Source organism: Rhodosalinus sp., assembly GCF_046542825.1.
Lineage (GTDB): Bacteria > Pseudomonadota > Alphaproteobacteria > Rhodobacterales > Rhodobacteraceae > Rhodosalinus.
The window spans coordinates 1-14,185 of the sequence record NZ_JBKHAQ010000075.1; the positions used below are offsets into that span (position 1 = coordinate 1).

General features: G+C 69.9%; 17 protein-coding genes. 8 read left to right on the forward strand and 9 right to left on the reverse strand.

Annotated features, from left to right (window positions below; translation table 11 throughout):
• The first annotated feature begins 103 nt into the window (after positions 1-103).
• From cobT to hisH, 4 genes are all read left to right on the forward strand, one after another.
• Positions 104-1,975 (forward strand): cobaltochelatase subunit CobT, encoded by a 1,872-nt coding sequence (gene cobT / locus ACLFOB_RS10430; protein ID WP_410926035.1) that lies wholly within the window; start codon positions 104-106, stop codon positions 1,973-1,975.
• 177 nt (positions 1,976-2,152) lie between these two features.
• Positions 2,153-3,949, forward strand: a complete 1,797-nt coding sequence (locus ACLFOB_RS10435) for an aminopeptidase P family protein (RefSeq protein WP_410926036.1) — start codon at positions 2,153-2,155, stop codon at positions 3,947-3,949.
• A 15-nt stretch (positions 3,950-3,964) separates the two neighbouring features.
• Positions 3,965-4,309: a DUF427 domain-containing protein gene (locus ACLFOB_RS10440; protein WP_410916835.1), complete on the forward strand. Its 345-nt coding sequence runs from the start codon at positions 3,965-3,967 to the stop codon at positions 4,307-4,309.
• Positions 4,310-4,501: 192 nt separating this feature from the next.
• Positions 4,502-5,140, forward strand: a complete 639-nt coding sequence (hisH, locus tag ACLFOB_RS10445; RefSeq protein ID WP_410926037.1) for an imidazole glycerol phosphate synthase subunit HisH — start codon at positions 4,502-4,504, stop codon at positions 5,138-5,140.
• Here the strand turns inward: hisH and ACLFOB_RS10450 are convergent.
• On the reverse strand, positions 5,137-5,406 hold the full coding sequence (locus tag ACLFOB_RS10450; RefSeq protein ID WP_410926038.1) for a hypothetical protein: 270 nt from the start codon (positions 5,404-5,406) through the stop codon (positions 5,137-5,139). The two genes, hisH and ACLFOB_RS10450, sit on opposite strands and share 4 nt — an antisense overlap.
• 238 nt (positions 5,407-5,644) lie before the next feature.
• Between ACLFOB_RS10450 and hisA the strand changes: the two genes are divergently transcribed.
• Positions 5,645-6,364: a 1-(5-phosphoribosyl)-5-[(5-phosphoribosylamino)methylideneamino]imidazole-4-carboxamide isomerase gene (gene hisA / locus ACLFOB_RS10455; RefSeq protein ID WP_410926039.1), complete on the forward strand. Its 720-nt coding sequence runs from the start codon at positions 5,645-5,647 to the stop codon at positions 6,362-6,364.
• An 85-nt stretch (positions 6,365-6,449) separates the two neighbouring features.
• Here the strand turns inward: hisA and ACLFOB_RS10460 are convergent, their stop codons facing one another.
• On the reverse strand, positions 6,450-7,604 hold the full coding sequence (locus ACLFOB_RS10460; RefSeq protein WP_410926040.1) for an MFS transporter: 1,155 nt from the start codon (positions 7,602-7,604) through the stop codon (positions 6,450-6,452).
• Between the two features lie 143 nt (positions 7,605-7,747).
• On the opposite strand from ACLFOB_RS10460, the gene ACLFOB_RS10465 reads away from it, so the two are divergent.
• Entirely contained in the window at positions 7,748-8,380 is a 633-nt protein-coding gene (locus ACLFOB_RS10465; protein WP_410916830.1) for a 50S ribosomal protein L25/general stress protein Ctc, read from the forward strand.
• 55 nt (positions 8,381-8,435) lie between these two features.
• On the opposite strand, the gene ACLFOB_RS10470 is transcribed toward ACLFOB_RS10465, so the two are convergent.
• Positions 8,436-8,747 carry an antibiotic biosynthesis monooxygenase family protein gene (locus ACLFOB_RS10470; protein ID WP_410926041.1) on the reverse strand — a complete coding sequence of 104 codons (312 nt, stop codon included), beginning with the start codon at positions 8,745-8,747 and terminating at the stop codon, positions 8,436-8,438.
• A gap of 79 nt (positions 8,748-8,826) precedes the next feature.
• On the opposite strand from ACLFOB_RS10470, the gene pth reads away from it, so the two are divergent.
• Complete coding sequence (pth, locus tag ACLFOB_RS10475; RefSeq protein ID WP_410926042.1) at positions 8,827-9,501, forward strand: aminoacyl-tRNA hydrolase; 675 nt, start codon at positions 8,827-8,829, stop codon at positions 9,499-9,501.
• 369 nt (positions 9,502-9,870) lie between these two features.
• Entirely contained in the window at positions 9,871-10,248 is a 378-nt protein-coding gene (locus ACLFOB_RS10480; RefSeq protein ID WP_410916827.1) for a DUF2237 family protein, read from the forward strand.
• 31 nt (positions 10,249-10,279) lie between these two features.
• Here ACLFOB_RS10480 and trpB read toward each other — a convergent pair whose 3' ends face one another.
• The 6 genes from trpB to ACLFOB_RS10510 all read right to left on the reverse strand — a co-directional run.
• Complete coding sequence (trpB, locus tag ACLFOB_RS10485) at positions 10,280-11,506, reverse strand: tryptophan synthase subunit beta (protein ID WP_410916826.1); 1,227 nt, start codon at positions 11,504-11,506, stop codon at positions 10,280-10,282.
• Between the two features lie 135 nt (positions 11,507-11,641).
• The gene (locus ACLFOB_RS10490; RefSeq protein WP_410916825.1) at positions 11,642-11,869 is read right to left on the reverse strand and encodes an N-(5'-phosphoribosyl)anthranilate isomerase; all 228 of its coding nucleotides are present in this window, start codon (positions 11,867-11,869) and stop codon (positions 11,642-11,644) included.
• 34 nt (positions 11,870-11,903) lie between these two features.
• On the reverse strand, positions 11,904-12,554 hold the full coding sequence (locus ACLFOB_RS10495; protein WP_410926043.1) for a phosphoribosylanthranilate isomerase: 651 nt from the start codon (positions 12,552-12,554) through the stop codon (positions 11,904-11,906).
• Between the two features lie 8 nt (positions 12,555-12,562).
• Positions 12,563-12,916 (reverse strand): lipopolysaccharide assembly protein LapA domain-containing protein, encoded by a 354-nt coding sequence (locus ACLFOB_RS10500; RefSeq protein ID WP_410916823.1) that lies wholly within the window; start codon positions 12,914-12,916, stop codon positions 12,563-12,565.
• Complete coding sequence (gene ihfB, locus ACLFOB_RS10505) at positions 12,917-13,204, reverse strand: integration host factor subunit beta (protein WP_410916822.1); 288 nt, start codon at positions 13,202-13,204, stop codon at positions 12,917-12,919.
• 225 nt (positions 13,205-13,429) lie between these two features.
• Positions 13,430-14,185: S1 RNA-binding domain-containing protein (locus ACLFOB_RS10510; RefSeq protein ID WP_410926044.1), on the reverse strand; the 756-nt coding region annotated here is incomplete at its 5' end.

The window sequence follows — 14,185 nt, forward strand, 5'->3', positions numbered from 1 at the left end:
GACGCCTGCCGCGCGCCGATCCAGCCGGGGTCCGGCCGACCCACTGGCCATTTGCCGGCCGACGCACTAGCTTCCGCGCGAAGCCCAGCGCCGGGACGCCCGCATGACGAAAAGCTCCGACAACCCAGCCGATCCCTTCAAGAAGGCGCTCGCCGAGGCCACCAGGGTCATGGCGCACGATCCCGATCTGACGGTCAGCTATTCCGTGGATCCCTCGGGGATATCGGGCGACACCATGCGCCTGCCGCAGATCAGCCGCCGCATGACGCGCGAGGAGGTGCTGATCGCGCGCGGCACGGCCGATGCGCTGGCGCTGCACCGCCGCTACCACGACGCCGGGACGCACACGCGCTACGCGCCGCGCGGCGACATGGCGCGCGACCTCTACGAGGCGATGGAGATCGCCCGCTGCGAGGCGATGGGCGCGCGCGACATGCCGGGCACGGCCGGAAACATCGACGCCAAGATCGGCGCCGACGCCGCACGACGGGGCTATGCCGGCATCACCGATCCTTCCCAAGCGCCGCTGCCGGCGGCGGCGGGCTACCTGATCCGGCACCTCGCCACCGGCCGCGACCTGCCGGAGGGCGCGCGCAATGTCATGGACCTCTGGCGCGGCTTCATCGAGGAGCAGGCGGGCGAGACGCTGGACCGGCTGGAGAACACGCTGGCCGACCAGACGGCCTTCGCCCGCTTCGCGCGCCGGGTGATCGAGGACCTGGGCTACGGCGACCAGCTGGGCGACGACCCGGACCTCGAGGAGGATCAGCAGGACGAGGCCGAAGAGGGCGCCGAGGAAGAGGAAGAGCCCGACAGCACCGGCGAGGAGGACAGCAGCGACGAGGCAGACGCCTCGCCCGAGCAGAGCCAGGACGAGACGCAGGACGAAAGCCAGGCGCAGGTCAGCATGGAGGATCTGGCCGATCAGGAACAGGGCGAAGAGGCCGAACTGCCCGAGGGCGAGGCCCCGCTCGAACCGCCGCCCCCTGCCCCGGTGTCCGAGGCCGACCCCGATTACAAGGTCTTCGACCGCAGCTTCGACGAGGAGATCGGCGCGCAGGACCTGGCCGAGCCGATCGAGCTGGAGCGCCTGCGCGCCTATCTCGACCAGCAGCTCGAACCGCTGAAGGGCGCGGTCGGCCGGCTGGCCAACAAGCTGCAGCGCCGGCTACAGGCGCAGCAGAACCGCAGCTGGGAGTTCGACCGCGAGGAAGGCATCCTCGACGCGGGCCGCCTTGCCCGCGTGGTCGCCAACCCGACCACGCCGCTCTCCTTCAAGGTCGAGAAGGACACCGAGTTCCGCGATACGGTGGTCACGCTGCTGCTGGACAACTCCGGCTCGATGCGGGGGCGCCCGATCTCGATCGCCGCGATCTGCGCCGACGTGCTGGCGCGCACGCTTGAGCGGTGCAGCGTCAAGGTCGAGATCCTGGGCTTCACCACGCGCGCGTGGAAGGGCGGACAGAGCCGCGAGACCTGGCTGGGCCAGGGCCGGCCGCTGGCGCCCGGGCGGCTGAACGACCTGCGCCACATCGTCTACAAGCCCGCCGATGCGCCCTGGCGCCGGGCGCGTGACAACCTGGGCCTGATGATGAAGGAGGGCCTGCTGAAGGAGAACATCGACGGCGAGGCGCTGGAATGGGCGCACCGCCGGATGGTCGTGCGGCCCGAGGCCCGCAAGATCCTGATGGTGATCTCCGACGGCGCGCCGGTGGACGACTCGACGCTCAGCGTGAACCCGGCCAACTACCTCGAAAAGCACCTGCGCGACGTGATCGCGATGGTCGAGCGCAGGAAACAGGTGGAACTCATCGCCATCGGCATAGGTCACGACGTGACGCGCTACTACAAGCGCGCCGTCACGATCACCGACGTCGAGCAACTGGCCGGCGCGATGACCGAGCAGCTGGCCAGCCTCTTCGACAGCGATCCGCGCGCCCGCGCCCGGATGGTCGGGATCCGCAAGGCGAGCTGATCGTAGGGTGCGTACTGGCACGCACCGTGACCCGGCGATTGTGTCAGATGGGTGCGTGCAAAGCACGCACCCTACGGAGCGCGCGGCACACTGCAGCCGCGAGAGAAACGCCGCGCGGGCTTGCATCCCGGCGCGGCAGCCTGTTGTTTGCACGCGGGCGAGTTCGGGGAGCGGCGCATGTTCCAGTCCTTCAAGGCCACCAGCCGGCCCGAACAGGGGCCGCCGCGCCTGCGCCTGCTGCGCGAGGAGATGGCGCGCGAGGGGCTGGACGGCTTCCTCGTCCCGCGCGCGGACGCGCATCAGGGCGAATACGTCGCGCCGTGCGACGAGCGGCTGGCGTGGCTCACGGGCTTCACCGGCTCGGCGGGCTTCTGCGCGGCGCTGCAGCGGGTCGCCGGCGTCTTCGTCGACGGCCGCTACAGGGTGCAGGTGCGGGCGCAGGTGGCGGAGGAGTTCACGCCCGTCGACTGGCCCGAGGTAAAGCTGGGCCCCTGGCTGCGCGAACAACTGCCCAACGGGGGCGCGGTGGGTTTCGACCCCTGGCTGCACGGCGTCGACGAGATCGAGAAGCTGGAACAGGCGCTTGACCGCAGCGGCATTCACCTGCTGCCGGTCTCCAACCTCATCGACCGGATCTGGCAGGATCAGCCCGAGCCGCCCGCCGGTCCGGTCGTGGCGCATCCGCTGGAGTTCGCGGGCGAAGCGGCAGAGGACAAGCGCGCGCGGCTGGGCCGCGCGCTGCACGACGCGGGCGAGGCGGCGGCGGTGCTCACCCTGCCCGATTCGATCTGCTGGCTGCTGAACATCCGCGGCAGTGACGTGCCGCGCAACCCGGTGGCCCACGGCTTCGCCGTGCTGCACGCGGACGGCGCCGTGGACCTCTTCATGGCGGAGGAAAAGCTCGCGGCCGTGCGCGACCATCTGCGCGACGGGATGCGGATCGCCCCGCCCGATACCTTCGTCCCGGCGCTGGAGCGGCTGGAGGGGCGGGTGCGGATCGATCCCGCCAGCGCCCCGGTCGCGGTGCTGAACGCGCTTCGGGCCGGTCCGGCCGAGCCGGTGCGCGGGCGCGATCCCTGCGTGCTGCCCAAGGCGCGCAAGAACGTGGCAGAGCGCCGCGGCGCCGAAGCCGCGCACCTGCGCGACGGCGCGGCGATGGTCGAGTTCCTGTGCTGGCTGGACGCGCAGCCGCCGGGACACGTGACGGAAATCGCCGCCGCCGCGAAGCTGGAAGAGTGCCGCCGCGCCAATCCGGAACTCGCCGACATCTCCTTCGACACCATCGCGGGCAGTGGCCCCAACGGCGCCATCGTGCATTACCGCGTGACTGAAGAGACCGACCGCACGCTGGGCGCGGGCGAACTGTTCCTCGTGGACAGCGGCGGACAGTATCCCGACGGCACCACCGACATCACCCGCACGGTGCCCATCGGCCCGGCCGGAGAAGAGGAGCGCGCCGCCTACACCCGCGTCCTGCAGGGGCTGATCACCGTCTCGCGGCTGCGCTGGCCGAAGGGCCTTGCCGGGCGCGATCTGGACGCGCTGGCGCGGATGCCGCTCTGGCTGGCCGGGCAGGACTACGCCCATGGCACGGGGCACGGCGTGGGCAGCTACCTGTCCGTGCACGAGGGACCGCAGCGGCTTGCCCGCAGCGGCGAGGTGCCGCTGGAGCCCGGCATGATCCTGTCGAACGAGCCCGGCTTCTACCGCGAGGGCGCCTATGGCATAAGACTGGAGAACCTGGTCGTGGTTGAAGAGGCGCCGCCGCTGCCGGGCGGCACGGTGGCAAAGATGCTGCGGTTCCAGACGCTGACCCATGTGCCCTTCGACCGGCGGCTGATCGTGTCGGAGATGCTGACGGGGCCCGAGCGCGCCTGGCTCGACGCCTATCACGCGCTCTGCCGGCGGAAGCTGGCGGAGCGGCTGGGATCACGGGCCCGGGACTGGCTGGAGGCCGCGACCGCGCCGATCTGAAGGAGAGAGAGGGACATGGCCAAGCGCATCACCATCCGACCCGCCGAGGGCAAGTGGAGCGTCCGCGCAGGCGGCGCCGTTCTGGGCGAAAGCTCTGCCGCGCTGGAACTGGACGAGGAAGGCCACGCGCCGGTGATCTATTTCCCGCGCGGCGATCTCGCCATGGCCTTCCTCGAACCCTCGGAGAAGGCCAGCCATTGCCCCTGGAAGGGCGACGCGAGCTGGTTCTCGATCGTGACGAAATCGACCACGATCCCCGATGCGGCCTGGAGCTACGAGGCGCCAATCGACGGCGCGGGCGAGATCGCGGGGCATGTGGCCTTTCACGAGAGCGACCAGGTGACGGTGGAACGCATCTGAGCGAAGCTGCCGGACGGCGGCAAGGGGGCTGTCTGCACACCGCTGCCGCTGTCGCCGCATTCACCCAGGAAGGTATACGACCCCAGGAAGACCGACGGGGCCTGCGCACAGCGGGTTATGGCCGCGCGGCTTGGCAATCCGCCACCGCTGGGCTAGGGAGCCTGCGTTGCAGCGAGGCCGGAGGCGCGCGCCTTGACCACCGTCATCATCGACTACGAAAGCGGCAACCTGCATTCGGCCGAGAAAGCCTTTCAGCGCATGGCGGCCGAGACGGGGGCGGGCGCCGTGGTTGTCACCGCGGACCCGGAGGTGGTGGCGCGGGCCGAGCGTGTGGTGCTGCCGGGCGACGGGGCCTTTCCGGCCTGCCGGCGGGCGCTTTTCGATCACTCGGGCCTCTTCGCGGCGATCGAGGAGGCGGCCATCGCGCGCGGGCGCCCCTTTCTCGGCATCTGCATCGGGATGCAGATGCTTGCCACCCGCGGGATGGAATACGAGAAGACGCCGGGCTTCGACTGGATCGCGGGGACGGTGGAGCGGATCGTGCCCTCCGACCCGTTACTGAAGGTGCCGCACATGGGCTGGAACGACCTTGTGATCGACCGGCCGCATCCACTGCTCGACGGCATCGAGACAGGCGATCACGCCTATTTCGTCCATTCCTATCACATGCGGCTCTCCGATCCCGCGCATCTGCTGGCGCATGCCGACTACGGTGGGCCGGTCACCGCCATCGTGGGGCGCGACACCATCCTGGGCACCCAGTTCCACCCGGAGAAGAGCCAGGCCACGGGCCTGCGCCTGATCGCGAATTTCCTGTGCTGGCGACCCTAGCGCCAGCGGCGCCAGTCCCGGCTCTTGCAGACCGCGCCAAGGCTGCCCTTGACCGTCGGCCTGTCGCCCGAGCGCCCGCGGTCGCCATCCCGGGTCCGATCCTGAGCAGGCACATAGGCGCGGCGCTCGTGGTGCCGCGCGCCCACCGGGCGCAGGTCCCGGAACACGCGCTTGCCGACGTTCGGCGCGGTGATCTCGCGCCCTTCCTCGTCGAAGGCGCGCGCGATGGGGCCGCAGATCGCCGAGCCGCATCCCGACATGGCCATGGGCGCCGTCGTCCATCCCTGTCCGCCGGGTGACGGGCACCGGATCGGCGGCCGCAGGTGTCGCCGGACCCGGCGCCGGGAGACCGGCCCGCAGCAGGTGTCGCACGATCTTCGCCCTCTTGCGTGCCGGCGGCGTCGCGCCGGGCCGGTCTTCTTGCGAGGCTGACCCGGCGTTGCGGGTTTGCAATTGCCGCGGCTCCGGGGCACAGACGCGCCGAAACCAGCGGAGCCCGGCGTCATGATCCTCTACCCCGCCATCGATCTCAAGGACGGACAGGCCGTCCGGCTGCTGCGCGGCGCGATGGAGCAGGCCACCGTCTTCAACGACGACCCGGCGGCCCAGGCGCGCGCCTTCGTCGAGGCCGGGGCGGACTGGCTGCATCTGGTCGACCTCAATGGCGCCTTCGCCGGTCGCCCGGTGAACGCGGGCGCGGTCGAGGCGATCCTCGCGGCCTGCCCCGGCACGCCCGCGCAACTGGGCGGCGGTATCCGCGACATGGCTACCATCGAGAGCTGGCTCGAAAAGGGTCTTGCGCGCGTCATCCTGGGCACCGTCGCGGTGGAAGATCCGGCACTGGTGCGCGCGGCTGCGCAGAGGTTCCCCGGGCAGGTCGCCGTGGGCATCGACGCGCGCGCGGGCCGGGTGGCCACCCGCGGCTGGGCCGAGGAGACGGAGGTGGAGGCGACCGACCTCGCGAAACGCTTCGAGGACGCGGGCGTGGCCGCCATCATCTACACCGACATCGACCGCGACGGCGCGATGGGCGGACCCAACGTGGCCGCGACCGAGGCGCTGGCGCGTGCGGTCGGGGTCCCGGTGATCGCGAGCGGGGGGGTGTCCTCGCTGGAGGACCTGATCGCGCTCAGGGACACCGGCGTCGTTGCCGGCGCGATCTCGGGGCGGGCGCTCTATGACGGGAAACTCGATCTGAAGGCGGCTCTGGCGGCCCTTCGGTAGCGGTCTGCGGGGGTCGTGGCGCGCGCCGTCTGCAGCGCGCCTGGAGGTGGAAGCCGGCCGGGGTCCCGGAGGCGCGCCTGTGCGGTCAGCCGCGGGCGGCGGCGCGGGCGAGCCAGGGGGCAAGCACCAGCGGGACCAGCGCGATCGACGCCGCGATCCAGGCGAAGGACAGCCACAGCCCCTGCCAGTCGGCGAGCCCGCCCATCACCGGCGGCCCAACCATGAAGGCGCCGTAGCCGATGAAGGAGGCCCCGGCGATGGCATTCGCACGCGCCGCAGGCGCCGCGCCGCGCCCGATGAGTGCAAGGCCCAGCGGCAGCAGGACCGAGGCGCCGAGGCCCATGCAGGCAAAGCCCAGGTAGGTGGCCGCCAACCCCGGCGCCCAGGCCGCGAGCGCCGTGCCGGCGGCGGCGAGCGTGCCGGCCAGCGCGAGCAGCCGCGCCTCGTCGGCCCAGCGGAGCGCGACCTGCGCGGCGATCCGCCCCAGGCCCAGCGTGAGGCCCAGCACCACGGGACCCATCGCGCCGGCCAGCGCGCCCGCGCCCGCCGAACGCTCCAGATGAAGCGCCGACCAGCCGTCCGCCGCGCCCTCGGCCAGGAACCCCACGAAGAGCACCGATCCGCCCGCCGCGATCAGCGAGACGGGGCGCGGCCCGCCGCCGCGGACCGGTGCGTCCTGCGCCCCGGCATCGCCGATGGTGCCCGTGACGAGCTGTGACATGACGAAGGCGGCAAGGGCGGCCGCGCCCAGCGTGATCTCGAGCGGCACGCCGGCCTGCCGCGCGAGGCCCGCGCAAAGGGCCGCCCCCGCGTAGACCAGAGCATAGACCGCATGCGCGAGGCTCATCAGCCCCCGTCCCTCGGCCGCCTCGATCCGCGCGATGCGCAGGTTGACGGAGACATCCATCAGCCCCGAGCCGATCCCCGCGACGAAGAGCGCGGCGGCCAGTGCCAGCGGGTCGCGGGCGATCGCCAGCCCGGCGATGGCCGCGACCAGAACGAGCGCCGCGCCGCGGGTCGCGCGCAGGCCCGCCACCCGGTCGGCCCAGCCGGCCACGAAAAGCGTCACGGCCGCGCCCGTCGTGGCCATCAGGATCGCAAGGCCCAGTTCCACGTCCGACATGCCGGCGCGCGCCTTGAGCGCGGGCACGGTGGCGGCCAGCGTGCCCCAGAAAAGCGCCATCGCCCCGAAGGCCGCCGCCGGTGCGCGCGTGAGGCGGAGATCGGCCAGCATCTGCATGGAAAGGCTCCTTGCATGGGGTTCCGGAGCCCACAAGAGCCCTGATTGTCCCTTGTCAAGCCGCGCGATCCGGTCTATCGGCGCGGCTTCACGCGGGGTGACAGCCTTGGAGGCACCCTGCACATGCCAGATTGGAGTGACACATGGCTGGAGAAATTCCGGATCTTGTTGTCCAGGAACGGACGGGGTCGGGCAAGGGCGCCGCTCGTCAGGCCCGCCGCGCGGGCCTCGTTCCTGGAGTCGTCTACGGCGGCGGAGCCGATCCCCTGTCGATCCAGATGCCGTTCAACGAGCTGATGAAACGGCTGAAGAAGGGGCGCTTCCTGTCCACGCTCTTCAACCTGAAGGTCGAGGGGCACGAGGACGTGCGCGTGATCTGCCGCGCGGTGCAGCGCGACGTGGTCAAGGACCTGCCCACGCATGTCGATTTCCTGCGCCTGCGCCGGACGACCAAGATCAACCTCTACATCCCGGTCGAGTTCGTGGGCCACGAGTCCGCGCCGGGGTTGCGGCGCGGCGGCGTGCTGACCGTCGTGCGCCCGGAGGTGGAACTGCTGGTGACGGCGGGCGACATCCCCGAGCAGATCACCGTGGACCTGTCGGGCCTCGACATCGGCGATACCGTCACGATTTCGGCCGTCGACCTGCCAACCGGGGCGAAGCCCACGATCGAGCGGGATTTCGTGATCGCGAACATCTCTGCCCCCTCGGGCCTGCGTTCGGAAGAGGCGGCCGAGGGCGGCGAAGCGGAAGAGGGCGAGGCCGAAGAGGCCTGATGCCGCGACGCGCGCCAAAGTTCGGGCGGGACCGGCCGGTCCCGCCCTTTTCGTGTCAGTCGAGCTTCTGCACCGTCTCGAAGACCTCGAGTTCCGGCGGCTCAAGGTAGAGATCCTTGTGCCCGCCGGCGCCCTTGTGCGCCTCGCGGAAAGCCTCCGACCGGGTCCAGTCGAGGAAATGCGCCTCGCTCTCCCAGGCCGTGTGCGAGGCGTAGAGGCGGTAGCCGTCTTTCTCCGGCCCCTTGAGCAGGTGGAAGGCCTTGAAGCCCGGCACGCTTTTCAGGTGGCTGTCGCGTTTGGCCCAGACCTCCTCGAAGGTTGCCTCTTCGCCCTGCTTCACCTTGAAGCGGTTCATCGTCAGATACATCGCGCCACTCCCGTTCTGGCCTTTTCCGCAGTTTACAGGCATCTAGACTCCCGCCTGTCCGCCAGCAAGGAGCGAGGCGATGCAGCTTTTCGTGGGCCTCGGCAACCCGGGGCAGAAATACGCGCGCAACCGGCACAACATCGGCTTCATGGCGGTGGACCGGATCGCGGGTGCCCACGGCTTCGGGCCATGGCGCGCGAAGTTCCAGGCCGAGCTCGCCGAGGGGCGTCTGGGCGGCGAGAAGGTCGTGCTGCTCAAGCCGCAGACCTACATGAACCTGTCAGGCCAGTCGGTGGGCGAGGCGATGCGCTTCTACAAGCTCGGGCCCGGCGACGTCACCGTCTTTCACGACGAACTGGACCTCGCGCCCGGCAAGCTGCGCGTCAAGCGCGGCGGCGGGCACGCGGGCCACAACGGGCTGCGCTCGATCCATCAGCACATCGGGGCAGACTATCGCCGCGTGCGGCTGGGCATCGGGCATCCGGGGCGCAAGGAACTGGTCTCGGCCTATGTGCTGCACGATTTCGCGAAGGCCGACGAGGACTGGCTCGACGATCTGCTGCGCGGGATCGCGGACGGCGCACCGCATCTGGCCGAGGGCGACGAGAACCGCTTTCAGAACGCCGTGGCGCAGCGCGTGGCGCCGGCCCGCAACGAGCGGAAGGCCCCGCCGAAAGCGGCAGAGTCCGCGCCCCAGCCGCCGGAGCCCGACTCCCGCTCGCCGCTGCAGAAGCTGATCGACCGCTTCAAGTGAACATTCCGGGCGCGATCCGGGCACAGGGGCTGTCCCGTGCCCGGCTCGGCTCGCCCGTGATGGCGCGGCCGATGGAAGCGTTTGGCTGGGAATGGAGGCGAACGGCGATCCGGAGGGCGCCGCGCCGACTCTGAGGCTCTGGCCGGGCGGCAGATGCCCCAGTATGTCTGGGACCAGTATGTCCGGGTTCACCGCCAGCACGGCGTCGTGATCGCGGTCAACGCGGCCGACCCCGCGTTCCGCGACCGGAGCGCGTTCTCGCCTCGAACATCGCATGTTCCGCGCCATCGCGGCGGCGCTGTGACACGGCTGGGTTGCCCTGACGTCTCTGCCCGCTAGACTGCACCTCATGCGAACGGGAGCTATGCCATGGAAATGGACCCCTCGGAGAACGTGCTTGGCCGGCGGCTGGAGCCCTGCTCGACAAGCCCGCTGACCGGCTTTTTCCGCGACGGGCACTGCAACACCTGCGCCTCCGACCACGGCAGCCACACCGTCTGTGCCGTGATGACCGCCGAGTTCCTGGCCTACTCGAAATACGTCGGCAACGACCTTTCGACGCCGCGCCCGGAGTTCCGCTTTCCCGGACTAAAGCCCGGCGACCGCTGGTGCCTCTGCGCCAGCCGCTTCCTGCAGGCGCATGACGAGGGCTGCGCCCCGCGGGTGGACCTTGCCGCCACCCATGCCCGCGCACTGGAAATCGTGCCGCTGGAGATCCTCGAAAGCCACGCGATGAGCGAGAGCTAGGCGGTCCGCCTGGCCACGGGATGCTGTAAGGTCAACCCGAGATCTCGACCCCGAGGGCGCGGGCGACGGTGAAGATGTCCTTGTCGCCGCGACCGCACATGTTCATGCAGATCAGGTGATCGCGCGGCAGCTCCGGCGCGATCCGCATGACATGGGCCAGCGCATGGCTGGGCTCGAGCGCGGGAATGATGCCTTCCATCTCGCAGCAGAGCTTGAAGGCTTCCAGCGCCTCGTCGTCGGTGACCGAGACGTATTGCGCGCGCCCGCTCTCGTGCAGCCAGGCGTGTTCGGGGCCGATGCCCGGATAGTCGAGACCGGCCGAGATCGAGTAACCCTCGAGGATCTGGCCGTCGTCGTCCTGCAGCAGGTAGGTGCGGTTGCCGTGCAGCACGCCGGGCCGCCCGCCGGTGAGCGAGGCGCAGTGCTCCATCTTGTCGTTGACACCGCGCCCTCCGGCCTCGACGCCAACGATCGACACCTCGGGGTCGTCGAGAAACGGGTGAAAAAGCCCCATCGCGTTCGAGCCGCCGCCGATGGCGGCCACCAGCGTGTCGGGCAGCCGGCCCTCGGCCTCGGTCATCTGGCGGCGCACCTCCTGCCCGATGATCGACTGGAAATCGCGCACCATCGCCGGGTAGGGGTGCGGGCCGGCCACCGTGCCGATGCAGTAGAAGGTGTCGCGCACGTTGGTGACCCAGTCCCGCATGGCGTCGTTCATCGCGTCCTTGAGGGTGCCGCGGCCCGAGGTGACCGGCACCACCTCCGCGCCGAGGAGCTTCATGCGAAAGACGTTGGGCGCCTGCCGCTCCACGTCGTGCGCGCCCATGTAGACGATGCACTCCAGCCCGAACTTCGCGCAGACGGTGGCGGTGGCGACGCCGTGCTGCCCTGCCCCCGTCTCGGCGATGATGCGCGACTTGCCCATGCGGCGGGCAAGCAGGATCTGCCCGAGCACGTTGTTGATCTTGTGCGCGCCGGTGTGATTGAGTTCATCGCGCTTCATGTAGACCTTCGCGCCGCCAAGGTGCGCGGTGAGCCGCTCCGCGAAATAGAGCGGGCTGGGACGGCCGACGTAATGGGTCCACAGATCGTCCATCTCGGCCCAGAAACTCTCGTCGGTCTTGGCGCGCTCGTATTCAGCCTCGAGTTCGAGGATGAGCGGCATCAGTGTCTCGGAGACGAAGCGCCCGCCGAAATCGCCGAACCGGCCCTGACCGTCCGGTCCGCTTCTGAAGCTGTTGGTCCGATCGTCCGGCATGGCGCGCTCTCCCCATTCTGCCTTCCGTTTCTAGCCGGGCGCAGCGCGCGCAACAAGCGCAAGGCGTTTGCAAAACGCCTTGCAAGCGGTTTCCAAACCGCTTGCAAGCCGCTTCGAAGCGGCTTGCGCGACGCTTCAGCGCAGGCGCCGTATGGGCCAGGCGTTGCAGAACACCACGTAGTGGCGCCCGTTCTGCACCGCCTGGAACCCGCGCCGTTCGACCTCGGCCAGAAAGGCATCGCGCCCGGCGATCCGGTCGACATCGGCGATCTGCCGCTTCACGATGCCGCCGCGCGCCGCCTCCCCGGATGAAAAGACCTGCGCGAGCCAGCGTTCGGGCGTGAGATGGTCGGGCATCGGCATGCCCGCACTCTCGCCGAACACGGTTAATCGCGCGTTATCCGGCACCGGCGGCGGAGAGGAACGCGCGGATGCGGTCCGGGTCCTTGCGTCCCGGTGCGGATTCCACGCCGGAAGAGACGTCCAGCTGGCGCGCCCCTGTCAGGCGGCTCGCCTCGGCCGCGTTTTCGGGCGTCAGCCCGCCCGCCAGCATCCATGGCCCCGTCCAGCGGCGCCCCGCCAGCAGCCGCCAGTCGAAGGCAAGCCCGTTGCCGCCCGGCAGCGCCGCGCCCGCAGGCGGCTTCGCGTCGACCAGCACCTGGTCCGCGACCACGGCGTATGCGTCGATGCTCTCAAGATCGGCGGCCTCGCGCAGCCCCACCGCCTTCATCACCGGCAGGCCGAAGCGCGCGCGCACGTCTGACACGCGCTCCGGGCTTTCGCGGCCGTGCAGCTGAAGCAGGTCGACAGGCACCCGGTCGAGAAGCGCGCCCAGCGCCGCGTCGTCGGCATCCACCGTCAGCGCCACCTTGGCGACCCCGGCCGGAACCTCGAGCGCCAGCGCGCGCGCGTCCTCCGGCGACAGACTGCGGGGGCTTGGCGGGAAGAACACGAAGCCGATGTAGGCCGCTCCTGCCTCCACGGCCGCAGCAACGTCAGCAGGCCGGGTCAGCCCGCAGATCTTGACCCGCACGTCGGGGGCGGTCACCGGCGCGCTCAGCCCGACTTCTTGCGGTCCACGAGCGCGAGCACCTCATCGGCCTCCTCGCCCTTGACCTTCGCCCGCCGCAATTCGCGCTGCAGCCGCTTCACCTCGGCCTGTTGGCGGGCCATCTCGGCGCGGTGCTTGTGCTCCCGGATCCATTCCCACACGAAACCGACAAGCAGTCCCACCGCGACGCCCGCGAGGATCACGAGGAAAAGCGGCATCTGCACCGAGAGATTCCACCCGAACAGATCGGCCAACGCCTCCGGCAACAGCGTCAGGGTCACGAAGCTGCGGTTGGCGAGCGCGACCGAAACCAGGCCGATCGCGATGACGGCGAGGATGGCGTAGCGGAGGTAACGCATTCAGGACTGCTTTCCGTTGAGGCGTTCTCGAAGCATCTTGCCGCACTTGAAGAACGGCACGTGCTTTTCGTCAACCTGCACCGACTCGCCGGTGCGCGGGTTGCGGCCGACACGCGCATCGCGCTTCTTGACCGAGAAGGCGCCGAAGCCGCGCAACTCGACCCGGTCACCGCGCGACAGCGCCGCGGTGATCTCCTCGAAGATGGTGTTCACGATGCGCTCGACATCGCGCTGATAGAGGTGCGGATTCTCGTCCGCGATCTTCTGGATAAGTTCCGATCGGATCATTGGTCCGGTCCCCCGCGGAGCGATCCTGTGTTCTGGTTCGCGCCGACTATAGGCACAAAGCGGGCGCAGCGGAAACACATCAGGCGCGTGCGAGGACCGATTCGCGGAAATTTCCTGCGAAGCGCTGGGACGAACAGAGCTGCCGACGCCCCTTTGCCGGAACGCAAGGGGTCCCCTGCGCGGCGGCAGAGGACCCCTTCGTGATCGATTCGCGTCCCGGTCCGCTCAGTCGTCGCCCTTGAGCGCGGCGCCAAGGATGTCGCCCAGCGAGGCGCCCGAGTCGGAGCTTCCGTACTGCTCGACGGCCTCCTTTTCCTCGGCGATCTCGCGGGCCTTGATCGACAGGCCCAGCCGGCGCGTCTTGGGGTCGACGTTGGTGACGCGCACGTCCACCTTGTCGCCCACGCTGAAGCGGTCCGGGCGCTGTTCGGAGCGGTCGCGGCTGAGGTCGGAGCGGCGGATGAAGCTCTTCATCCCCTCGTATTCCACCTCGATACCGCCATCCTCGATCGCCGTCACGACGACCGTGATGACCGAGCCCCGCTTCACGCCGCCCACGGCCTCTGTGAACTTGTCGCCGCCCACCGCCTTGATCGAGAGCGAGATGCGCTCCTTCTCGGTATCGACCTCCTGCACCACCGCCTGGACGACGTCGCCCTTGCGATACTCCTGGATCGCCTCCTCGCCGCGCTGGTCCCAGCTGAGGTCCGAGAGGTGCACCATCCCGTCGATGTCGCCCGGCAGGCCGACGAAAAGGCCGAACTCGGTGATGTTCTTGACCTCACCCTCGACCTCGGTGCCCGGCGGGTGCGTCTCGGCGAAGACCTCCCAGGGGTTGCGCATGGTCTGCTTGAGCCCGAGCGAGACGCGGCGCTTGGCCTGGTCGATCTCGAGCACCATGACCTCGACCTCCTGGGAGGTGGAGACGATCTTGCCCGGATGGACGTTCTTCTTCGTCCAGCTCATCTCGGAGACGTGGAC